At 30.6% G+C, this 21,104-nt stretch carries 22 protein-coding genes, 1 pseudogene and 1 riboswitch; of the genes and pseudogenes, 21 read left to right on the top strand and 2 right to left on the bottom strand.

The annotated features are described in order from the left end of the window. Nucleotides 1-10 precede the first annotated feature (10 nt). The 3 genes from ACKRLN_RS03845 to ACKRLN_RS03835 are packed head-to-tail and all read left to right on the top strand — an operon-like array spanning nucleotide 11 to nucleotide 2,010. Nucleotides 11-607, top strand: coding sequence for a LemA family protein (locus ACKRLN_RS03845; RefSeq protein ID WP_203126638.1), 597 nt, complete (start codon nucleotides 11-13; stop codon nucleotides 605-607). Between the two features lie 8 nt (nucleotides 608-615). After that, entirely contained in the window at nucleotides 616-1,494 is an 879-nt protein-coding gene (locus ACKRLN_RS03840) for a TPM domain-containing protein (protein ID WP_296141237.1), read from the top strand. Between the two features lie 9 nt (nucleotides 1,495-1,503). Further along, nucleotides 1,504-2,010 carry a nucleoside 2-deoxyribosyltransferase gene (locus tag ACKRLN_RS03835; protein WP_203126636.1) on the top strand — a complete coding sequence of 169 codons (507 nt, stop codon included), beginning with the start codon at nucleotides 1,504-1,506 and terminating at the stop codon, nucleotides 2,008-2,010. Between the two features lie 14 nt (nucleotides 2,011-2,024). On the opposite strand, the gene ACKRLN_RS03830 is transcribed toward ACKRLN_RS03835, so the two are convergent. Beyond that, the gene (locus tag ACKRLN_RS03830; RefSeq protein WP_203126635.1) at nucleotides 2,025-2,555 is read right to left on the bottom strand and encodes a folate family ECF transporter S component; all 531 of its coding nucleotides are present in this window, start codon (nucleotides 2,553-2,555) and stop codon (nucleotides 2,025-2,027) included. Between the two features lie 20 nt (nucleotides 2,556-2,575). Next, a riboswitch (THF riboswitch) is annotated at nucleotides 2,576-2,667 on the bottom strand. Nucleotides 2,668-2,713: 46 nt separating this feature from the next. On the opposite strand from ACKRLN_RS03830, the gene ACKRLN_RS03825 reads away from it, so the two are divergent. Beyond that, nucleotides 2,714-3,322: a DNA-3-methyladenine glycosylase gene (locus tag ACKRLN_RS03825; RefSeq protein WP_203126634.1), complete on the top strand. Its 609-nt coding sequence runs from the start codon at nucleotides 2,714-2,716 to the stop codon at nucleotides 3,320-3,322. A gap of 18 nt (nucleotides 3,323-3,340) precedes the next feature. Here the strand turns inward: ACKRLN_RS03825 and ACKRLN_RS03820 are convergent, their stop codons facing one another. Then, the gene (locus tag ACKRLN_RS03820; RefSeq protein WP_203126633.1) at nucleotides 3,341-4,093 is read right to left on the bottom strand and encodes a nitroreductase family protein; all 753 of its coding nucleotides are present in this window, start codon (nucleotides 4,091-4,093) and stop codon (nucleotides 3,341-3,343) included. A gap of 65 nt (nucleotides 4,094-4,158) precedes the next feature. Here ACKRLN_RS03820 and ACKRLN_RS03815 point away from each other — a divergent pair, with 65 nt between their 5' ends. From ACKRLN_RS03815 to ACKRLN_RS03735, 17 genes and pseudogenes are all read left to right on the top strand, one after another. Beyond that, complete coding sequence (locus tag ACKRLN_RS03815; RefSeq protein ID WP_203126631.1) at nucleotides 4,159-6,504, top strand: ATP-dependent DNA helicase; 2,346 nt, start codon at nucleotides 4,159-4,161, stop codon at nucleotides 6,502-6,504. Further along, nucleotides 6,491-7,861, top strand: a complete 1,371-nt coding sequence (gene rlmD / locus ACKRLN_RS03810; protein ID WP_416335310.1) for a 23S rRNA (uracil(1939)-C(5))-methyltransferase RlmD — start codon at nucleotides 6,491-6,493, stop codon at nucleotides 7,859-7,861. The genes ACKRLN_RS03815 and rlmD overlap by 14 nt, the downstream gene beginning before the upstream one ends. 229 nt (nucleotides 7,862-8,090) lie before the next feature. Beyond that, nucleotides 8,091-8,864 (top strand): replication initiator protein A, encoded by a 774-nt coding sequence (locus ACKRLN_RS03805; RefSeq protein WP_416335309.1) that lies wholly within the window; start codon nucleotides 8,091-8,093, stop codon nucleotides 8,862-8,864. After that, nucleotides 8,861-9,688, top strand: a complete 828-nt coding sequence (locus ACKRLN_RS03800) for an ATP-binding protein (protein ID WP_416335308.1) — start codon at nucleotides 8,861-8,863, stop codon at nucleotides 9,686-9,688. The genes ACKRLN_RS03805 and ACKRLN_RS03800 overlap by 4 nt, the downstream gene beginning before the upstream one ends. Next, a complete protein-coding gene (locus ACKRLN_RS03795) occupies nucleotides 9,681-10,166 on the top strand; it encodes a PcfB family protein (RefSeq protein ID WP_416335307.1) in 486 nt (161 codons plus the stop codon). Before ACKRLN_RS03800 ends, ACKRLN_RS03795 begins: the two co-directional genes overlap by 8 nt. Continuing rightward, nucleotides 10,163-10,897, top strand: a complete 735-nt coding sequence (locus tag ACKRLN_RS03790; RefSeq protein WP_416335306.1) for a BRO family protein — start codon at nucleotides 10,163-10,165, stop codon at nucleotides 10,895-10,897. The genes ACKRLN_RS03795 and ACKRLN_RS03790 overlap by 4 nt, the downstream gene beginning before the upstream one ends. Next, nucleotides 10,890-12,683, top strand: a complete 1,794-nt coding sequence (locus ACKRLN_RS03785; protein WP_416335305.1) for a VirD4-like conjugal transfer protein, CD1115 family — start codon at nucleotides 10,890-10,892, stop codon at nucleotides 12,681-12,683. The genes ACKRLN_RS03790 and ACKRLN_RS03785 overlap by 8 nt, the downstream gene beginning before the upstream one ends. A gap of 227 nt (nucleotides 12,684-12,910) precedes the next feature. After that, entirely contained in the window at nucleotides 12,911-13,570 is a 660-nt protein-coding gene (locus ACKRLN_RS03780; RefSeq protein ID WP_416335304.1) for a hypothetical protein, read from the top strand. A gap of 802 nt (nucleotides 13,571-14,372) precedes the next feature. Then, nucleotides 14,373-15,101 (top strand): annotated as a pseudogene (locus tag ACKRLN_RS03775) (VirD4-like conjugal transfer protein, CD1115 family); the annotation flags it as partial. Between the two features lie 54 nt (nucleotides 15,102-15,155). Then, nucleotides 15,156-15,644 carry a hypothetical protein gene (locus ACKRLN_RS03770; RefSeq protein ID WP_416335303.1) on the top strand — a complete coding sequence of 163 codons (489 nt, stop codon included), beginning with the start codon at nucleotides 15,156-15,158 and terminating at the stop codon, nucleotides 15,642-15,644. Beyond that, the gene (locus tag ACKRLN_RS03765; protein ID WP_416335302.1) at nucleotides 15,589-16,470 is read left to right on the top strand and encodes a hypothetical protein; all 882 of its coding nucleotides are present in this window, start codon (nucleotides 15,589-15,591) and stop codon (nucleotides 16,468-16,470) included. The genes ACKRLN_RS03770 and ACKRLN_RS03765 overlap by 56 nt, the downstream gene beginning before the upstream one ends. 198 nt (nucleotides 16,471-16,668) lie before the next feature. Then, nucleotides 16,669-16,980 carry a single-stranded DNA-binding protein gene (locus ACKRLN_RS03760; RefSeq protein ID WP_416335301.1) on the top strand — a complete coding sequence of 104 codons (312 nt, stop codon included), beginning with the start codon at nucleotides 16,669-16,671 and terminating at the stop codon, nucleotides 16,978-16,980. 1 nt (nucleotide 16,981) lies between these two features. Continuing rightward, on the top strand, nucleotides 16,982-17,197 hold the full coding sequence (locus ACKRLN_RS03755; protein ID WP_012797151.1) for a Maff2 family mobile element protein: 216 nt from the start codon (nucleotides 16,982-16,984) through the stop codon (nucleotides 17,195-17,197). A 10-nt stretch (nucleotides 17,198-17,207) separates the two neighbouring features. Further along, complete coding sequence (locus tag ACKRLN_RS03750; protein ID WP_000466918.1) at nucleotides 17,208-18,071, top strand: VirB6/TrbL-like conjugal transfer protein, CD1112 family; 864 nt, start codon at nucleotides 17,208-17,210, stop codon at nucleotides 18,069-18,071. Nucleotides 18,072-18,080: 9 nt separating this feature from the next. Further along, nucleotides 18,081-18,371: a hypothetical protein gene (locus tag ACKRLN_RS03745; protein ID WP_410023440.1), complete on the top strand. Its 291-nt coding sequence runs from the start codon at nucleotides 18,081-18,083 to the stop codon at nucleotides 18,369-18,371. Nucleotide 18,372: 1 nt separating this feature from the next. After that, nucleotides 18,373-18,783: a PrgI family protein gene (locus ACKRLN_RS03740; protein ID WP_416335300.1), complete on the top strand. Its 411-nt coding sequence runs from the start codon at nucleotides 18,373-18,375 to the stop codon at nucleotides 18,781-18,783. Then, nucleotides 18,674-21,097: a VirB4-like conjugal transfer ATPase, CD1110 family gene (locus ACKRLN_RS03735; protein ID WP_416335299.1), complete on the top strand. Its 2,424-nt coding sequence runs from the start codon at nucleotides 18,674-18,676 to the stop codon at nucleotides 21,095-21,097. Before ACKRLN_RS03740 ends, ACKRLN_RS03735 begins: the two co-directional genes overlap by 110 nt. The last annotated feature ends 7 nt before the right edge of the window (nucleotides 21,098-21,104 follow it).

The following is a 21,104-nucleotide window of genomic DNA, read 5'->3' as shown; positions in this document are numbered from 1 at the left end:
AGGAGGAATAATGAATAATAGATATCAAAAAAGAAGTGGGTTTGGTGTTGTTGGAGGCATTTTAGTAGTACTTGCTCTAATATTATTTCTAACAGTACCAACCTATAACAGGCTAGCAGGTAGCCGTGAAAATGTAAATGAAGCTTATGCACAAGTACAAAATGTAGTACAAAGAAGGGCAGACCTTATTCCAAACTTAGTAAATACTGTTAAGGGATATTCAGATTATGAAGGTGAAACTTTAACTAAAATTACTGAGGCTCGCTCAGGAATCAATAATGCAGAATCTCCAAAAGAATTAGCTGATGCTAACGAGCAATTGACACAAGCTGTTCGTGAGATGAATGTAGTAGTTGAAAATTATCCAGAACTAAAGGCAAACACTCAGTATACTCAATTAATGGATGAGTTAGCTGGTTCTGAAAATAGAATTTCTGTAGAACGCGGTAACTATAACCAAGCTGTTAAAGAATACAATTCAGATTTAAAAAAATTCCCTACAAATCTTATTGCAGGATTTACAGGATACAAAGAGGCTGAATATTTCCAAGCTAGTGAAAGTGCTCAAGAAGCACCAAAAGTTGACTTTAATCAAAATAACAAATAGGAGGTTTTATGAAAAAGGGGAAGATATTTAAATTTAACCTTATATTTTGCTTATTAATCTTCCTTTTTCCTCTTATATCTTTTGCAGATCTACCATCTGCACCAAGTAGTTTTTACCTAGATGAACTAGGTATGCTAGATATGGAAACTAAGGAAAATATAACCAAAACTAACAGAGAGCTGGAGCAAAAAACTGGTTCTCAAATAATGATTGCAACAATTAAAAATCCAGATGGTTTGCCAGCAAGTGATTTAGGACCCAAAATATTTAATAAATGGCACATAGGTGATCAAAATAAAAAAAATGGAGTTCTAATCCTTATTACTGAAGATGATTTGAATGATAAAAAAGAAATTTTTATCTCAACTGGCTATGGTATAGAAGGCAGACTAAATGACGGTAAAGTTGGTAGAATTATTGATAATTTTATGTATGATGACTTACAAAAGGGCAATTATTCTAAAGCAATTAATGAAGGATTTAATGCAATAGTTGCGGAAGTTGTTGATGAATATGAAATATCTCTTGATGGGAATTATGACTATTATTTAGATATGAATAGCCAGTCATATTCAGGTGGCATTAGCCTAGGAACACTGTTTTTATATCTAATTATATTTATAATAATGTCTAGATTAACAACAAAAATGAATTTCTATGGAGGAAATACTTCTAGATATTACAGAAATAATCCAACATTTAGGGGATACCCTAGATATAGAAGAAGATATTTTGATGACCCATGGAGTTCTAGTAGCTGGACTGGTGGATCTTCTTCATCATTTGGTGGATCATCATTTGGAGGCTCATCTGGTAGCTCTTATTCTGGTGGATTTACTGGTGGTGGAGGAAGCACCGGCGGCGGTGGAGCTGGTAGAAGTTTTTAAGGAGATAGAATGTACGGATATTTAGCAAGTCATTTTTTTAATGATGCTATGTATAAATGGACTGAAAATTTAGCAAAATATATAGAAGAAAATACTAAATTAGATTTATATGTACCTCAAAGAAATGCTGATATAAATGATAAGAAAAACAATGATGATATAATCACAGATATTAAAATTTCTCAAGCTGATACTGCTGAACTGAAAAAAGCAAATATTTTAATAGCCTGTCTAGATGGACTTAGTATAGATGATGGTGTAGCTGGAGAAATCATGGCTCATGGAGTCATGAGAGAGTTTGAAAAAGAAAATAATATTGACTTTCCAAGAATGATTATAGGAATTATTACTGACATGAGATATCTGGGAACTGGTGAAAATAAACTATATCGAAATCTTATGATAGTAGGAAAAGTAAAAGAACATGGTCATTTAGTAATTGGTTATCCTGGAGATGAAAGCTATTTGGAAGAAATCGTAAAATTAATAAATGATTTTATAAATCAAAATAATTAAGCTCTAAGAAAATCTTAGAGCTTTTTATATGCATATTTTGTTATTTTTGGTATTAGTAATATTAAAACTACAGCGTTAATTCCTGCTTCAAAAGCATCTTTTATAAAATTACGTACAACATAAAATATATATGGGTTGGAATATAAATTAGTTAGCCAAAAAGAATCGAGCAGTAGTCGTACACCTATGAACACAAATATACAACTTGTGAGGCATATCCAGTCGAGTTTATTTTTAAAATCTCTTTTAAATAAATTATAGGATATAAAACCTGGTACAGCACCGATCAAGATACTACTTAAAGTGAAACCAGGATGAAAAACCCCGTCTGGCTTCATCAACATTCCAACAACATCTGCTACACCACCAGTTATGCCCCCAGCTAAAGGACCATATAAAATCCCCGCCATAATGGTAGGCAAGTAACCTAAACCTATTTTTGTGCTAGAAAAAATAGTTATAGTTAGAAATCTTCTAAAAATAACTGTTAAAGCAGCAAAAATAGACATCTTAGTGAGCATATTAACAGTAATCTTATTTTTCATTTTTTCCCCTTTCTATCAGAGGCAGCGGTTGCGATAGAAAATCATAGCCTATAGCTTCGTTTAAGAACAACAACCCATTTCTTAACACTTAATGCTTCCTATCTACTCTGATAATAATATGATATCATATTTATATATAAAAATCAGTAGAGGAAATTATGTTAAGTAAAGAATTTTTTAGTAGAGATACTTTAACGGTTGCTAAGGACCTATTAGGAAAAGTAATAGTAAAAAAAGATAATGGAATTATATATAGAGCAAAGATTGTAGAAACTGAAGCTTATCTTGGGATAGAGGATAGAGCTGCCCATACATTTGGAGATAGAAAAACGGATAGAAATAAAATAATGTATGAAGATGCAGGTACTATTTATGTATATCAAACATATGGTATTCATTTTATGCTTAATTTTGTTACTCAGGATAAAAATATTCCAGAGGCAGTTTTAATAAGAGCAGTAGAACCCTTAAATCAATTTGATAATATTAGCAAAAATAGATTTGGTAAATATTTTGATGATTTATCGGCATATCAAAAGAAAAATCTTACTAATGGTCCTGGAAAACTTACAAAAGCTTTAAGTATAGATAAAAGTTTAAATGGCAAAGATTTATTTGACCAATCATTTTATGTTGAAGATGATGATAGTATTTTTGATATAATTATTGATAAAAGAATAGGCATAGATTATTCTAAAGAAGCAATTGATTATCCATACAGATTTTATATAAAAGATAATTCTTATGTTTCTGTGTTAAAAAAATAAAGATTACTTTTGTAATCTTTATTTTATGTCTATTTTAAAACCTTGACTTAATAAGGTTTCAAACATTTTATTTCTATTAGCTATTGGTGTTCCTTGTTTTTTGGGTATTTGTGCTGAGAATGAGTCTACTCTTCTATTTGCATCTCTTAAATCGTAATAGGTAGTCATTTCCTTATCATAATCAGCAATAGTTTTGTTGTAATTGTCAAATATTTTATATGAATTTTCAAATGTCTTAACGCTCATATCCATTCTTGGTTTTAGTTGTGGTGCTTGATTTGGAATTCCAAATCCTAATCCAACTGCTGGATATGTTAATTGAGGTAGATTTAGGATATCTATTACATTTTTTGTATCATTATGGATATTTCCGAAATAATTTACTCCAAAACCTAGGCTTTCTGCTGCAACTGTAACATTTTGTGCTGCTATTATACAATCTGTAAGACCTTGAATAAATCTATCAAAACCTAACATCTCATCATTTTCTTGGCCGTTTTCTTTTGCAATACTATAATTTCTAAACAAATCTACTACAAATATCCACAAATGAGGTGCACGCGCCATATATTCTTGAAGCCCGTTTTTTGCTAACTTATCTTTTAAATCTTGGTCTGTAACTTCAATGATAGTACAAAATTGCATACCATTACTAGTAGGAGCCATGTTCGCCACTTCTAGTAAATTATCAATGACGCTTTGGTCTAGTTTTTCATCTTTAAACTCTCTTATAGTTCTATGATTAAGTTGATTTTTAATTGTTTCGTTCATAATAACTCCTTATCTTCATAAAAGTTTATACCCTAATTAGTAGTATAATAAGAAAAGGTGATTAAATGTTAGTTAGAATTTCAGTTAGAAACCTTATTGAATTTGTAATGCGATCTGGAGATATTGACAATAGATTTCGTGATAATGCTAGAATGATTGAAGGCATCAGAGCGCATCAAGCAATTCAAAAAAAATATGGTGCTAATTATAAAAGTGAATATTCTTTAAAAAATTCTACAATTATAGATGATGTAGAGTTTATAGTTGAGGGTAGAGCAGATGGCTTGCTTAAAGAAAAAGATGGATTTGTAATAGATGAAATCAAATCGACAAGTAGAATGCTTTCAGAAATTGATGGCACAAATAAATTACACTGGGCACAAGCTAAATGCTACGCTTACTTTTATGCTCTAGATAATAATTTAGAAAATATGAGTATCACACTTACATATGTAAGTGTGGAAGATTATTCTACAATCATATTCAAAGAATCATTTAGCTTTGATGAGCTTAAAGATTTTTATTACAGCTTATTAAACGAATATCTAAATTTTTCGAAAATATTAGCAAGAAATTTATCAAAAAGAAATCAGACTATCAAAGAATTAGACTTTCCTTATAAAGAATACCGTAAGGGGCAGAGAAAGATGGCTGTAGCAGTTTATAAATCAATTTTAGATGAGAAAAAATTATTTGTAGATGCACCTACAGGTATTGGCAAAACAATCTCAACAGTTTTTCCATCTGTAAAATCAATGGGAGAAGATTTAACCGATAAAATCTTTTATCTAACTAGCAAAAGTACACAAGCAAATGAAGCTTTAAAATCAATTTATATTCTAAAGAATCAAGGCTTATTTATAAAAGCACTATCAATAACTTCAAAAGAAAAAATATGCTTAAATGATGAAGTAAAATGTAATCCTATAGATTGTCCATTCGCAAGGGGGCATTTTGATAGGGTAAATGATGCTTTAAAAGACATAATTGATAGTGAAGAAATAATGGACTTTTCAACTATAACTTCTTATGCAGAAAAGCATAGAGTTTGCCCATTTGAGTTAGAACTTGATATTTCATCCTATGCAGATTTTATAATTTGTGATTATAATTACGTATTTAATCCAAATACATATCTAAAAAGATTTTTTGATGAAGTAATTGATAGATATGTTTTTTTAATAGATGAATCTCATAATTTGGTAGAGAGAGCTCGTGATATGTACGGCTTTTCTTTTAACGATGAACGTTTTAAAGAAATATCTAAAAAACTAGATAATAAAAAGCAAAAAAACATTATAAAATACTGCGATGAAATAATAGATACCTTTGATCAACTTTATGCTAAATATGGTAAGAAGCTTTATTATTATCAGGAAAATCAAATCGAAGATTTTGATAAAAAATTTATAAAACTTTTAAAACCTCTGCAAAAATATTTGGTAGAAGAACATGATGATGAAAATTATGATGAGCTACTAAATTTATTTTTTGATATTAATAAATTTTTAAAGATAGGAGAATACTATACAAAAGGTTTTTATTCTGTGATTTCTTATGATGAAGATTATGATCAGATTATCTTTGAAATTAAGTGCATAGATCCCTCCATGGTTTTATCAAGTACTTATAAAAATGCAAGATCTGTTATTTTCTTTTCAGCCACACTTTCTCCCATGATTTATTTTACTAAAATATTGGGTGCCGATGATAGTTTAAAACTTAGACTTGATATGCCTTTTGATGAAAAAAACTTTGCTTTGTTTAATCGCGAGATTAGCACAAGATATAGGGATAGGAATAATAATTTAGTTTTTGTTAGTGAAGCTATCAATGAATTTATTAATTCAAAAAAAGGAAATTATTTTATATTTTTCCCGTCCTATTCATATTTAGAAGATGTATACGAGGATTACAAAACACGTTTTGATGATGAAATAGTAATCCAAGATAGGTTTATGAATGAAAAGGATACTAAGAAATTTTTAAAACAATTTGATAAAGACTCACAAAAAACTGCTTTTGTAGTTTTAGGAGGCATATTTTCCGAAGGTGTTGATTTAATTGGTGATAGATTAATCGGATCAATGATTATTTCAGTAGGTATGCCAGGTGTAAGTAATGAAAGAAATTTAATTAAAACTCATTTTGATAAACTTGGAGAAAATGGTTTTGATTATTCATATACTTTTCCTGGATTAAACAAAGTTTACCAGGCTGCAGGTAGGGTTATCAGAAGTGAAAATGATAAGGGGATTATCTATCTGCTTGATGACAGATTTAATAGTTATAAATATAAAAGCATGTATCCTAAACATTGGAAAAACAATGGAATTAAATTAGTAAATGAAAAAAGTGATTTCGATATAGAAGCTGAGAAATTTTGGGAGGATGTAGGTGAGAAAGAATAAAAATACTAATGTTAAAATTAATGAAGTAAAATATCCAAATATTTCAATTGGAACCGATGAAAATGAAAATATAATTGAATTTAAGGGTGGTGTACTAGGACAGACTTGTAAGGTTAAAATTACAAGAAATAGAAAAGATTACAAAAAAGGAAAGTATATAGAGCTAGTAGAACATTCTCCCTTAGAAAATAGTAGAGATTTTTGCCCTCAAGCTGACATATGTGGAGGATGTGCATATCAAAGAATGCCATATGAAACAGAGCTAATGCTAAAACAGGACATGATAAAAAAATTATTAGCTGAAAACAATATTACTTATGAAGGTGATATACCAATAAATAGATCCCCAATAACTGAAGGATTTAGAAACAAAATGGAATACACCTTTGGAGATGCTTATAAGGGAGGAGAACTAATATTAGGTCTGCATAGGCAAAATAGATTCTATGAAATTGTGGATACGATTGATTGTAATGTAATAGATAGTGATTTTAATAAAATCAGAAGTGCAGTACAAAAATATTTCCGTGAAAAAAACACTAGTTTTTATCATAAATCAAGACGAGAAGGACTTTTACGACACTTTATAATTAGAAAAGCACATAGGACAGGTGAAATCATGTGTATACTAGTTACTACAAGTGATGAAAGCTTCGATGAGATGAGAAAAACATTATTTGTAAACTTCTTAAAAAATTTAAACCTAGATGGTCAAATAGTATCAATTTTTCATGTTACAAATGATTCAGTTGCTGATGCTGTAATACCTGAAAAAATTGATCTTATTTTTGGAAAAGACCATATTACAGAAGAAATGTTAGGATTAAAATTTAACATATCTCCATTTTCATTTTTTCAACCAAATGTATTTACAGCAGAAAAGCTTTATCAAAAAGCCTTTGAATTTGCAAAAATAGATGATTCTATGAATGTACTTGATTTATACTCAGGTACTGGGACCATTACTCAAGTTATGGCTAGTGTTGCAAAACAAGCCACTGGTATTGAAATAGTAGATGAGGCAGTAGAAAAAGCATACGAAAATGCCAAATTAAATGAAATTAAAAATATAAATTTCTTATGTGGAGATGTACTTGAACAGATTGAGAATGTTAAGGGAGATTATGATGTAGTTATCCTAGACCCTCCAAGAGCAGGTATTAGTCCAGAACCCTTAGAAAAAATTTTAAAACTTAATCCTAAAAAGTATGTTTATATCTCTTGTAATCCAAAGACACAGGTAGAAAACTTAAAAACTTTTTTAGATAATGGATATAATATAAAAAACTATGAAATCTTTGACCAATTTCCAAATTCTAGGCATGTGGAGACTATAGCGTTGATACAAAAGATATAAATTTAGAAATCCTGCATTTTAAGCAGTTTTATAAGCATTTTGTCTTCGATAAAGATGAAGAAGGATACGTCAAAAAGACTCAAAAAAACTACATGGACGTAAGAGTAGTTTTGCAACTGGTATGAGGAGACACAAAGAAAAATATAATAAGATGAAACCCATTTTACACTTTCTACAAGAGTAGCTTAAATAAGGCTGCTCTTTTTTATTTTAAAGAAAGGAGGTAGGAATGAATTTTGATTATTTTTATAACAGGCAATCTGAGATGTATAACTTCATTAGGTTGCCTATGGTATTAATGGAAGATGAGATTTTTGAGAGCATTTCTATTGAAGCTAAAGTTTTGTATTCATATATGCTTAATCGAATGGGTCTTTCATATAAAAATGGATGGATAGATGAAGATGGAAAAGTCTTTATTTACTACACAATGGATGCTATTAAAGAGCAATTTAACTGTGCTAATGATAAAGCCTTAAAGATTATAAATGAGCTTGATACAAAATCAGGAATTGGATTGATAGAAAAGAAAAGACAAGGACTTGGAAAACCAAATAGGATATATGTTAAAGATTTTATGAGTGTTTTCTCTGATTCAAATAATAGAAATCCAGATTTCCGAAAAGCAGAAGTCCAGACTTCCGATAATCGGAATTCAAGAACTCCGAATAACAGACTTCAAGATTTCCGAAAATCAGAAGGTAACTATAACAATATTAGTAATAATGAGTTAAGAAAGAATGATTTTAGTAAAGGGAAAAAGCCTTATGGAATATATAAAAATATATTTTTGACTGATGAAGAATGCAAGGACTTAACAAATGAGTTAGGAAGTAGAATTAATGAATACATTGATAGGCTCTCGTCTTATATGAAAGCAAATAACAGAGTGTATCAAGACCACCAGGCAACGATAATTAATTGGTATCTTAATGATCAGGCAAAAAGCATTAATGACAATTCAACAAGGAAAATGAATTACGATATAGGAGAGAGTTTATGAAAAGCTTAAAAGATTTTGTATTAAGAGAAAATGATATTGAAAGAAATGGACATGTTTATTGTAAATCATGTGGTAAAAGAGTCGATGGAGAATTAGTTGATCTTGGATTTACAAAGTTTATTCCAAGAATTAAATGTGAATGTGAAATAAAAAGAGATAAGGAAAATGAAGAAAGAGAAAGACTGATGAAAATATCAACACTTAAAAGAGATTGTTTTTCATCGCCGCTCCAACACCAATATACTTTTGAGAAATTCCTAAATGAAAAGGGACAAGCTTACAAGGTTGCTTACAACTATGCTAAGAGCTTTGAACAAATGAAAAAAGACAATGTAGGACTTTTATTTTATGGAGATGTTGGCAGCGGAAAGACTTATCTTGCTTGTTCAATTGCAAATGAATTAATCGAAAGAAAGCAAGTTAAAGTTAAGATTATGAATTTATCTCAAGTTATAAACCAAATACAAAAATCAGCATTTAAGCTAGATTCAAATGAAATTATCAGTAACCTCTCTAATATTCCATTGTTAATATTAGATGACCTTGGAATTGAGAGGGATACATCTTATGCAAGAGAACAAGTATATAACATTATAAACTCAAGATACTTAAAGGGTAAGCCGACAATTTTTACTACAAACTTATCATTGGAAATTATTCAAAATCCAAACATTGACCTTGAGTATCAGAGAATATATTCAAGAATACTTGAAATGACAATACCAGTTAAAGTTACGGGAGAAGATTTTAGAAGAAAAATCCATCAAGAGAAGTTAAGAAAATACAAAGAGTTACTTTTATATGGAGGTGGAATAGATGATTAATGAAGAAGTATCTAGGTCGAGTCTTAATCTTGAAGTAAGGCTTGCAAAAGCAACAAGTAAAGCAATTCTTGATGCATTAAAGAAAGTACACAAGCAAATAGAAGAACAAGGAGGCTTGAAAAATGTAATAAAAAATAACGGAGAAGAAGTAAAACTAAAAGATATGGTTAAAAAGGGACAGTTAGAAGAAATTAATCTAAAAGATCCTGAGTTAAAAGAACTAAAGAAAATTTTAAATAAACACGGAGTGAAGTTTTCTGTTATGAAAGATAAGGAAACTGGTAATCACTCTGTGTTTTTTCAATCTAAGGATATAAAGGTAATGGAACATGCCTTTAAAAAAGCAGTTAAGGCTTCTGAAAGAAAGGCCGATAAGAAAGATTCAATAACGAAGACAATAAATAAGTTTAAAGATATGGCTAAGGACACCATTAGTAAAGATAAAGTTAAGAATAAACATAAGGAGCAAAGCTTATGATAAGTAATTTAAAAACATTTAAAAATAAGAATTTTGGGAAACTCACTGTTATAGAAAAAGACGGTGAGTTTTTCTTTATAGCTAATGAAGTAGCAACTATGTTAGGATATGTTAATCCAAGGAAAGCTATTTATGACCATGTAGATGAAGAAGATAAGGGTGTAACGAAATGGAACACCCCTGGAGGAATACAGAATATTTCAATAATTAACGAATCAGGATTGTATTCACTTATCCTTTCATCAAAGCTGCCACAAGCAAAAATATTTAAAGCTTGGGTAACTAGAGAAGTCTTACCGAGCATTAGAAAAAACGGAGGATATATAGTAGGGCAAGAAAAGAAAACTAATGAAGAGTTACTTGCAGATGCAATTCTTGTAGCAAATAGAATTATTGCCGAGAGAGAAGAAGAAAATGACGAATTAAGACCAAAGGCAGACTATTATGACAAATTAGTAGATTATAACCTACTTACAAACTTTAGAAATACTGCCAAAGAGTTAGGAATACCACAAAATCAATTTATAAATTTTTTAATGGATAAGGGATTAATTTATAGAGATAAGAAAAAGAAACTCTTACCTTATGCAGATAAAAACAAGGGATATTTTGAAGTAAAAGAATGGGTTGATCCACTAGGTACACTTGTAGGCATACAAACATTTATAACACCAAAAGGAAGACACTACCTACTAATTTTATTAGATAGCGAAGGTTTCTACGATGAATAAGGTATTAGAAGCCATTCTTTCTGATATTAAAAACTTAATTAAAATAGACAACCCAAAGAAATTTATATTATCAAACATTCCTTATTTATCATTTTCCTACATTGGAAATATCTTTTCTAAGCACATCAATTCTTATGTTGGAGGAGATATTATTGATAGAATAATGGCGGGAATTTCTGATATAGGAACTTTATCTTATATACCAAGTTTTAATCCAAGGGACTTGTTAGTAGGAATTTCAGTTGCTGCTCTTGTTAAGCTAATCGTTTATAGCAAAGAAAAAAATAAAAAGAAATATAGGCAAGGTAAGGAGTATGGATCTGCAAGATGGGGAGAAAGGAAGGATATTGCTCCATATATAGACCCTAAGTTTGAAAACAATGTCCTCATAACTAATACCGAAAGACTTACAATGAACTCAAGACCTAAAAACCCTAAATACGCTAGAAATAAAAATGTATTGGTAATAGGAGGTTCTGGATCAGGTAAAACGAGATTTTATGTAAAGCCAAACCTAATGCAAATGCACTCTTCCTATGTAGTAACAGACCCTAAAGGCACACTTGTGTTAGAGTGTGGAAAAATGCTCTACGAAAATGGATACGACATAAAGATTTTAAATACAATAAACTTTAAAAAATCTATGAAATACAATCCCTTTGCATATTTAAGAAGTGAAAAAGATATTTTAAAGCTTGTCCAAACTATAATTGCTAACACCAAGGGAGATGGAGAAAAGGCAGGAGAAGATTTCTGGGTAAAGGCTGAGAAGTTATATTACACTGCCCTCATTGGTTATATATATTACGAAGCACCAGAAGAAGAAAAGAACTTTAAGACACTTTTGGATATGATTGACGCAAGTGAAGTTAGAGAAGATGATGAAACCTATATGAACCCAATTGATAGGCTCTTTGAAGCTCTTGAAAAGAAAGATCCTACTCATTTTGCAGTCAAGCAATATAAGAAATATAAGCTTGCAGCAGGAAAAACTGCAAAGTCAATTTTAATATCATGTGGAGCAAGACTTGCACCTTTTGATATAAGAGAGCTTAGAGAGTTAATGAGTGAAGATGAATTAGAACTCGATAAAATTGGAGATAGGAAAACTGCCTTATTCGTAATAATATCAGATACAGATGATACCTTTAACTTTGTAGTTTCAATAATGTATTCTCAATTATTTAATCTACTATGTGATAAGGCAGATGATGTGTATGGTGGAAGACTTCCAGTTCATGTAAGATGTTTACTTGATGAGTTTGCAAATATTGGCTTAATTCCAAAATTTGAAAAACTAATAGCGACAATTCGTTCAAGAGAAATATCAGCAAGTATAATTCTGCAAGCACAATCTCAATTAAAGGCAATCTACAAAGACCATGCAGATACAATAGTTGGTAACTGTGACTCAACACTCTTTCTAGGAGGGAAAGAAAAAACAACAGTAAAAGAGTTATCAGAAACCTTAGGAAAAGAAACCATAGACCTATATAACACATCAGAAACAAGATCAAACCAGAAATCCTTTGGTCTAAATTACCAAAAAACTGGTAAGGAACTTATGAGCCAAGATGAAATAACTGTAATGGATGGTGGTAAGTGCATATACCAGCTAAGAGGAGTAAGACCTTTCTTGTCTGATAAATTCGATATTACAAAGCATAAGAATTATAGATTACTTGAAGATTTTGATAAGAAAAATCTATTTGATATTGAAAAATATCTTCAAAGAAAGGGAAAAGTTCGTTTAAATGGAAATATGATTATTAATATAATAAAATGAGTAAATTCTTTTGAGTTTCCTTTTATAATAAAGTATGCACAAATTATAATAAAGTATGCACAAAAGTTAGCTGAGTTAATTCTGCCGATATCTTATAATAATGAAAAAGAAGGGGGAAATAATGTTATATAAGAATCCTCAGAGGTATAAGAACGGGGATTAATCGCTATAATTTATAGTATTGAGTTCATATAAAGATTAAAATAATTTGAAAGGAAGGGAAGATAATGTTAGATAATATTAAAAAAAGATTGTTTGCAGTAGGATTTGCTATAGTAATGATGATGACGATGATAGTACCCGTAAATGTGTTTGCAGATGAGATGGAAAGTGATATACTGACAGTCGATAAATATGAAGAATATTTAAAATCCGAATCATATGAGGATTTTAAAAAATTTGTTAGTTTGACTGAAAGTGAAAAACAACAATTTGTTGATATTCTACAAAAACCTGAATTGTACTCAAATGAAAATTCTTTAGAAACTGTAGTGACAAAATCAAATGACCAGATTACCTTTGATAGTCCAACGATGAATACAAGAGCTTCAACAGTAAGTAGGAATACTTGGGGAACTAAAACATTTTCTATTTTTGGAATAGAAGTACTAAAATTCAAGGTAGAAGCTGGATATAAGGTTTCAAATGGGAAAATTAGAAGTATAAATTATTATGATGCTTATGTTGTTAGGAATTTAAATCCAATGGTACAAACATCAACACAAGGTAAATACGCATATATAAGTAATAATAAAGTATACACAAAAGGGACTTTTTACTATAAATTAGGACCGTTAAAAGGTTTAAGTGTTCAAATAGGAAATTTTTATGGACAACTAATTAGTTATCCTAATGGTTCATCAACCGTATCATATTGGAGTGAATAGTATGAGTACTAAAACAAAAAAAATAATTCTTGCCATCTTACTAGTAATGATAGTTTTAGGTTTGATAGGGTTATACCAATATTATAGTATTAAATGATATCTGGATAACATAGACATGAAGAACAGCAAATCAAAAAAGATTTGCTGTTTTTTATGTATGACGGGCATGTTCTAATGCTGGGGTGAAAATCCCTACAGAGCGTAGTTACCAACGAATCTAATAGCGACCCCGAAGTTTTAGATGGCGACATCTATGAGAGAAGAACGGATAGCGAAATCGTGGCTTGACGAACAGGAACAGAATATGAGGCGTAACAGGTGGGCAAGCTAGCCTAAGATAGCAAAGACCCAAAAGGTAACCGTAAACCCAAAGCGTAAATTCTGCAAGTAAACGATGAAAGTATTAGGGCTTATCCCGTGAGGTCTCATTAGCGAAGAAGTAGTAACAACGAATAGTGAGAAGTCAGCAGACTCCATAGTAGTGAAGAAGTTTCGTAACGGAAATAGAGCGAAGGGAGGAACGATATTTATTGTAATATTTGAAAATGATGTACTATGACTTGATGGAACACAAGGAATGACGTATTCATTTCTCATGGTTCGGATACCAAAAGAATAAAGTTGAATAGAAACATCAGTAATAAATAATATGATACAATAAAATATTGAACCGCCGTATGCCGAACGGCACGTACGGGTGGTGTGAAAGGGGCTAGATCTTAGCCCCTATTCGATTGCCTAAAAGTAGAAAGGAGGGCACATGGAAGAATAAAAAAAGAGAAATAAAATCACCAACTAATATAGAGAGCTAATGAGTGAAGACGAGCTAGAGCTTGATAAAATTGGAGATAGGAAAACTGCCTTGTTCGTAATAATATCAGATACTGACGATACTTTTAACTTTGTAGTCTCAATAATGTATTCCCAATTATTTAATCTACTATGTGATAAGGCAGATGATGTGTATGGTGGAAGACTTCCAGTTCATGTAAGATGTTTACTTGATGAGTTTGCAAATATTGGCTTAATTCCAAAATTTGAAAAACTAATAGCGACAATTCGTTCAAGAGAAATATCAGCAAGTATAATTCTGCAAGCACAATCTCAATTAAAGGCAATCTACAAAGACCATGCAGATACAATAGTTGGTAACTGTGACTCAACACTCTTTCTAGGAGGGAAAGAAAAAACAACAGTAAAAGAGTTATCAGAAACCTTAGGAAAAGAAACCATAGACCTATATAACACATCAGAAACAAGATCAAACCAGAAATCCTTTGGTCTAAATTACCAAAAAACTGGTAAGGAACTTATGAGCCAAGATGAAATAACTGTAATGGATGGCGGCAAGTGTATATATCAACTTTGAGGAGTGAGACCTCTTCTATCTGAGAAGTATGACATTACAAAGCACAAGAACTATAAGTTACTGGAAGACTATGACAAGAGAAATACTTTTGATATTGAGATGTATATGAAGAGGAAAGATAAGCCTAGTTTGAAGTCAAATACTTTCATTATAAGAATTTAGTTTAAATTAGATTAATACATTATATAATTATTGTTAAGAAAGAGGTTGTAGATAATGAATGAAAAAGATATTTTAAAAAGCTTGGCACTTAATTTTTCTGAGAGGAAAAACGCAGCCGCTCTAAATAACTATGAGGTGTTATTTAACAATATAGTATATGTAAACCAATTGTTTTATGATTTAGCAATTAAGCTAGATGTTTTGAATAAAGAAATCGAACAGTTGATTATTGAAACAGATATGGTAAATGATGAGTTTAATGAAGTAACAAGCTCAAAACAATATTTTAAGAAAATTATTCCTAGGATATTGAAAAATGATTTCGAAATATTAAAAAAATTTTTAATTGTTTTTGAGAGCGATGAGATAGATAAGATAGATATTAACAATGTTGGTAAATTAAGAAAAGAATTTATTGATTATAGTAACTTAGTAACCACAACTAGACAGACACTTGACAGCATGGTTTCGGATGCTTATACTAATAATGTTAGATGCAAAAGAGCTAAATTTTCATGTTCTTACATCTTTAAAAAGCTTTGAACTATATGCAACTAAATCAATCAGGCATTCTTTATTTAACCAAGAAATAGAAGATGCGTTAAGTGAATTTGATAATTTAAATTACAATCAACGTGTAAGAGGGGTTGAGTCAGATATCACAAAATGTACAAAGAAGAATTTTGGTGACAAAATTGATTATATTTTTACTGAGTTAAATTTAGATAATCAAGAAGCTTTAAAAGAAGAATTGAAAAATTTATTTAGATTTTCATCTGAATTCACACATATTGGATATACATCAACTTTATTCACTAGCTCAGATAGTTCAGATATTATTTTTGGTAGTGATATTGGACCATATTTATTAAGCACTGAAAATTTTAATGAATTAAAGTATGAAATCTTGTCGACTATGATGAGATTTATATCAGAGATATATCTTAAATCAATCTATTTTATGGTAAATAAAGTTTATAAGCGTGAATACGCTACTCAATTATCTAAACAGATAAACGATTATATAACAGAGGTAAATCATTTCCTACAGACCAGAAATAACACCTATTATTTTTTCATTAAAGAAGGTTTAAAAGATTCGGATGAAATTATTGAGTTACAGTGTATGTGTGGTGTAGTAAAGAAATGGGAACCACCTCATGACTTAGCTGAGATATACTGCAAAGGGTGTGGCAGCAGCTTTAACTTGATAGAAGTAGAAGGTGATCCAGGTTATATTATGACATCTATGGGACCGGTAAAAGTTATAGGATCAGATGTTCCTGAAATTTTTGAAATGAAATTTGAAGATAGAAAAGTTTTGTTTGATAATTGGAGAGAACTTATGAACAGTTATGAAGAAGAATAAAAGAAAAATAGTTTTATACAATGGGACGATAGAAATTAAAAACTCTATCGTCTTTTTTTATACTCAAAATTAGGAGGTTAAGATGGTAAGGATAAGAAGTCCTACTTAAAACAATTTAATATATAAGACATTTAGCGATTGAAATATAAGTTCGGTCGCTTTTTTAATTGAAATTTATAGATTAAGGAGAAGAAGTTAATGGATAGAGAAATGATAAATATTAATGCAAATTTAGTTAAGGAAGCTGAATTTTCAGAATTTGAAAAGGATGGAGAAAATGTTCAAGTAGCAAATTTTGCTCTTGTAAAAAAATATGGAAAGGGCAAAGAATATACAAATTGCTCAGTATATGGAGAAAAGGTAAAAATTGTAAAAGATTTTGAAAAAGGAGATCTAATCCATGTCTTTGGATATTTCAAAGAAAACAAAAAAGGAGATAAGGTCTACAAGAATTTTATAGTTAAATCACTAAACAAAATAGAAAATAAGAAAGAAAACGAGGAGGAATAATATGGAATTTTTTACAGCTGGAGTAGGAGTTTTAAAGACACTTGTAACTGCAATTGGTGCAGGTTTAGGAGCATGGGGAGTTATTAACTTAATGGAAGGTTATGGTAATGATAACCCTGGTGCTAAATCTCAAGGTATTAAGCAGCTTATGGCTGGTGGGGGAATTGTACTAATCGGTATTAAATTAATTCCACTACTTGCAAATGTTTTAAATTAGGAGAAAGTCTATGTTTGGTATCTTTGACAAGCTAACTGAATTTTTTAAGGATATGCTACTCGGAGGTATCAAAGCAAATCTTGAGTCCATGTTCTTAGATATAAATGACAAGGTTGGAGTTATTGCAACTGATGTTGGGAAGACACCAATGGGTTGGAATGGAGAAGTATATAACTTTATAAAAAACATTAATGATAATGTGATTGTTCCAATAGCAGGTCTTATCATAACAGCAGTTTTATGTATTGAACTCATAAATATGGTAATGCAAAAGAATAATATGCATGATACAGATACTTTTGAGTTTTTCAAATACATTATAAAGATGTTTATAGCAGTCTACCTTGCAAGCCATGCCTTTGAATTTTCAATGGCAGTCTTTGATGTGGCACAAAATCTTGTAAACAAAGCGGCAGGGGTAATCACTACTTCTGCCACTGTTTCAGGAGATCAGATAGTTGCAATGGTTGATACATTAAAAGAAAAAGAAATAGGTGAGCTTTTAATGATATTAGTTGAAACAAGCCTAGTGAGGATTGCAATTCAATGTATATCTTTAACTATTACCTTAATAGTATATGGGCGTATGTTTGAAATATATGTCTACTCATCAGTATCATCCATACCATTTGCTACTATGGGAAATAAAGAATGGGGTCAGATTGGAACAAATTATATCAAGGGACTTTTTGCCTTGGGACTACAAGGTTTGTTTTTGATGATATGTTTAGGTATCTACACCGTTTTAATAAGAACGGTACAGGTTACAGATATTCACGCAAGCTTGTTTAGTATATTAGGATATGCTCTACTACTTGGACTTATGATGTTTAAGAGTGGAACAGTTGCAAAAAGTATTATGAATACGCACTAGGAGGAATAAATGTTAAAAAAGAAAAATTGTGCTTTATTGGGACTTGGAATTTCATTGGGAGGAACTTATAAAATCTTAAAAGAGAAAAAAAGAAATGAAGAGATTAGAAGCTTAAAGAAAAGAATAAACAGACTCGGAAGATGTCACAATGAATTTGTTATGTATCAAGGAGAATACAATGACAGAAATGAAGAAAAACAAGAAGAATTAGAAGAAAGAATTAGCTACCTAGAAGAGGAAACAACATCTAATTATGACCATATACTTGAACTTTCCAAAGAAGAAGTAGAGGGAGATTAAAATGGCGTATGTACCAATACCAAAAGATTTGGACAAGATTAAAACAAAGGTTGCTTTTAACTTAACCAAAAGACAACTTATAGGTTTTTCTGTGGCAGGACTAATTGGCATACCAACCTATTTATTTATGAAGAAATATCTACCTAATGATGTTTCAATCATTGTAATGCTAATAGTAACCCTGCCAATCTTTTTTATAACCTTATATGAAAAAGACACCTTAACCTTTGAAAAATATTTTAGATTTTTCTATCTTCATAAGTTTTATCAACCAACTAAGAGAATAAGAAAGGAGGCATACCTTGAAGCAAAGAAAAAAGCAAATCAGCGACTTAAATCTAAGGGAACAACAATTAAAAAAAGACAAAAAGGAAGTAAGAAGGCTAAAAACAAAGAAAGAACCAACAAATAGTCTTCTAAGTGTAATTTTAAATAAAGAGAAAAAGAGATTTACAGTTGAGGATACAATTCCCTATATAAGAATGTTACCAGAGGGCATTTGCCAGTTAGATGAAAAAAATTATTCAAAGACAATTTCATTTCAAGATATAAATTATCAGTTGGCATTGGAAGAAGATAGAGATTTAATCTTTAACCAATTTGCCAACTTTTTAAATTCTTTTGATCCAAGTGTCCACATTGAACTTTCATATGTAAATCAATTAGGAAGAAATATAGACCTACAAGACGCAATTAAAATTGCTGATAAGGGAGACTTCTATGACGATGTAAGAAAAGAGTTTAGGGAGATGTTAAAGCTTCAACTTGCAAAGGGCAATAACGGACTTAAAAAGATGAAGTATATAACCTTTACAACAGAAGCCGATAACCTAGAGCAAGCAAGAGCAAAGTTAAATAGACTTGAAGTAGATATTTTATCTAACTTTAAATCTATGGGAGTAAGAGCAGAAAGCCTTGATGGAGAAGAAAGACTAAGACTTGTTCACGATATGTTAAATCCAGACAAAAACTTTGATTTTTCATATAAGGATTTGAAGAAGAAAGAGTCTACAAAGTCACATATAACTCCCAATATCTTTAATTTTACACCAGCAAATAATTTTAAATTTGGGAAATTCATTGGAGCAGTAAGCCATTTTCAAATACTTGCAAGTGAGTTATCAGACAGAATGTTATCTGAGTTTTTAGATATTGATGACAATATTTATGTAGCTTTTCATATAGATGTAGTTGAACAAGCAGAAGCTATTAAACTCATTAAGAGAAAAAACACAGACCTAGACAGAATGAAAATTGAAGAACAAAAGAAAGCAATTCGTGCAGGATATGATATGGATATTATTCCTTCAGATATAAATACCTTTGGAGCTGATGTTAAGTCCATGTTATCTGACTTACAAAATAGAGATGAAAGGCTCTTTGTAGTTACCATAGTAATGATGAATTTTGCTAGGAGTAATCAAAAATTAGAAAACACTATTGCTCAAATATCATCAATTGCAAACAGACATAATTGTCAGGTAAAAAGATTATCTCATCAACAAGAGCAAGGACTTGTTTCTGCCTTACCTCTAGGAGTTAATCAAGTCGAAATAAAAAGATTTTTAACTTCATCATCAACTGCAGTTTTTATACCTTTTACAACAGAAGAGCTATTTATTGATTCGGCAAATTCTTTGTACTATGGCTTAAATGCCCTTAGCCAAAACTTGATTATGGCAGATAGGAAGAAACTCAAGAACCCTAACGGACTAATATTAGGAACACCAGGTTCTGGTAAATCTTTCTCAGCAAAGAGAGAGATGGCAAATGCAATTCTTGTCACAGATGATGATGTAATTATTTGTGATCCAGAAGGCGAGTATTCAAACCTTGTAAAACAATTTAATGGAGAAGTTATTAAAGTATCAGCAAAGTCAAAGGACTACCTTAATCCACTAGATATAAATATGAACTATGGAGATGGGGACGCACCTTTAAAGGATAAGGCAAACTTCATAATGTCTATGCTTGAACTTGTGGTAGGAGGATCTGGTCTTACTGCTGCAGAAAAATCTGTTATAGATAGGTGCTTACCAAAGATATATCAAAAATATTTTGAAGACCCAAAACCAGAAAATATGCCTATATTAGGAGATTTATACGATATGCTCCTATCTCAAGAAGAGGGAGTTGGTAGGAAATTAGCAACAGAAATGGAAATTTATGTTAAGGGAAGTCTTAATGTATTTAATAATAGGTCAAATGTTGACTTAAATAGGCAACTGCTCTGTTTTGATATAAAAGAGCTAGGAACACAACTTAAAAAAATAGGTATGCTTGTAATTCAAGACCAAGTTTGGAACAAGGTTTCCCTAAATAGAGGAAGCAAGTCTACAAGATACTATATAGATGAGTTCCACCTTTTATTAAAAGACCCACAAACTGCTTCATATTCAGTAGAAATCTGGAAAAGATTTAGAAAATGGGGCGGTATTCCAACAGGTATAACTCAAAACGTAAAAGACCTTTTAACAAGTCAGGAAATTGAAAACATCTTTGATAATACAGACTTTGTTCTAATGTTAAATCAAGCATCTGGAGATAGGGATATTCTTGCTAAGAAATTAAAAATATCGCCTTATCAGTTAAACTATATTACTAATTCAAATGCAGGTGAGGGACTATTATTCTTCGGAAATACTATTGTTCCATTTATTGATAAATTCCCTAAAGATACCATGTTATATAAGCTAATGACAACAAAACCAGAAGAAGCTAAGTAGGTGTGAT

Source organism: Anaerococcus sp. AH8042_DFU013_CI05 (genome assembly GCF_047936775.1).
GTDB lineage: Bacteria > Bacillota > Clostridia > Tissierellales > Peptoniphilaceae > Anaerococcus.
The sequence above is the reverse complement of the archived record's forward strand: the minus strand, read 5'-3'. Positions and strand labels throughout refer to the sequence as shown.

What these genes read in the sequence shown, in the direction of transcription:
- ACKRLN_RS03845 (WP_203126638.1), top strand. Translation starts at nt 11, where the DNA reads ATGAATAATAGATATCAAAAAAGAAGTGGGTTTGGTGTTGTTGGAGGC.
- ACKRLN_RS03840 (WP_296141237.1), top strand. Translation starts at nt 616, where the DNA reads ATGAAAAAGGGGAAGATATTTAAATTTAACCTTATATTTTGCTTATTA.
- ACKRLN_RS03835 (WP_203126636.1), top strand. Translation starts at nt 1,504, where the DNA reads ATGTACGGATATTTAGCAAGTCATTTTTTTAATGATGCTATGTATAAA.
- ACKRLN_RS03830 (WP_203126635.1), bottom strand. Translation starts at nt 2,555, where the DNA reads ATGAAAAATAAGATTACTGTTAATATGCTCACTAAGATGTCTATTTTT.
- ACKRLN_RS03825 (WP_203126634.1), top strand. Translation starts at nt 2,714, where the DNA reads ATGTTAAGTAAAGAATTTTTTAGTAGAGATACTTTAACGGTTGCTAAG.
- ACKRLN_RS03820 (WP_203126633.1), bottom strand. Translation starts at nt 4,093, where the DNA reads ATGAACGAAACAATTAAAAATCAACTTAATCATAGAACTATAAGAGAG.
- ACKRLN_RS03815 (WP_203126631.1), top strand. Translation starts at nt 4,159, where the DNA reads ATGTTAGTTAGAATTTCAGTTAGAAACCTTATTGAATTTGTAATGCGA.
- ACKRLN_RS03805 (WP_416335309.1), top strand. Translation starts at nt 8,091, where the DNA reads ATGAATTTTGATTATTTTTATAACAGGCAATCTGAGATGTATAACTTC.
- ACKRLN_RS03800 (WP_416335308.1), top strand. Translation starts at nt 8,861, where the DNA reads ATGAAAAGCTTAAAAGATTTTGTATTAAGAGAAAATGATATTGAAAGA.
- ACKRLN_RS03795 (WP_416335307.1), top strand. Translation starts at nt 9,681, where the DNA reads ATGATTAATGAAGAAGTATCTAGGTCGAGTCTTAATCTTGAAGTAAGG.
- ACKRLN_RS03790 (WP_416335306.1), top strand. Translation starts at nt 10,163, where the DNA reads ATGATAAGTAATTTAAAAACATTTAAAAATAAGAATTTTGGGAAACTC.
- ACKRLN_RS03785 (WP_416335305.1), top strand. Translation starts at nt 10,890, where the DNA reads ATGAATAAGGTATTAGAAGCCATTCTTTCTGATATTAAAAACTTAATT.
- ACKRLN_RS03780 (WP_416335304.1), top strand. Translation starts at nt 12,911, where the DNA reads ATGTTAGATAATATTAAAAAAAGATTGTTTGCAGTAGGATTTGCTATA.
- ACKRLN_RS03770 (WP_416335303.1), top strand. Translation starts at nt 15,156, where the DNA reads ATGAATGAAAAAGATATTTTAAAAAGCTTGGCACTTAATTTTTCTGAG.
- ACKRLN_RS03765 (WP_416335302.1), top strand. Translation starts at nt 15,589, where the DNA reads ATGTTAGATGCAAAAGAGCTAAATTTTCATGTTCTTACATCTTTAAAA.
- ACKRLN_RS03760 (WP_416335301.1), top strand. Translation starts at nt 16,669, where the DNA reads ATGGATAGAGAAATGATAAATATTAATGCAAATTTAGTTAAGGAAGCT.
- ACKRLN_RS03755 (WP_012797151.1), top strand. Translation starts at nt 16,982, where the DNA reads ATGGAATTTTTTACAGCTGGAGTAGGAGTTTTAAAGACACTTGTAACT.
- ACKRLN_RS03750 (WP_000466918.1), top strand. Translation starts at nt 17,208, where the DNA reads ATGTTTGGTATCTTTGACAAGCTAACTGAATTTTTTAAGGATATGCTA.
- ACKRLN_RS03745 (WP_410023440.1), top strand. Translation starts at nt 18,081, where the DNA reads ATGTTAAAAAAGAAAAATTGTGCTTTATTGGGACTTGGAATTTCATTG.
- ACKRLN_RS03740 (WP_416335300.1), top strand. Translation starts at nt 18,373, where the DNA reads ATGGCGTATGTACCAATACCAAAAGATTTGGACAAGATTAAAACAAAG.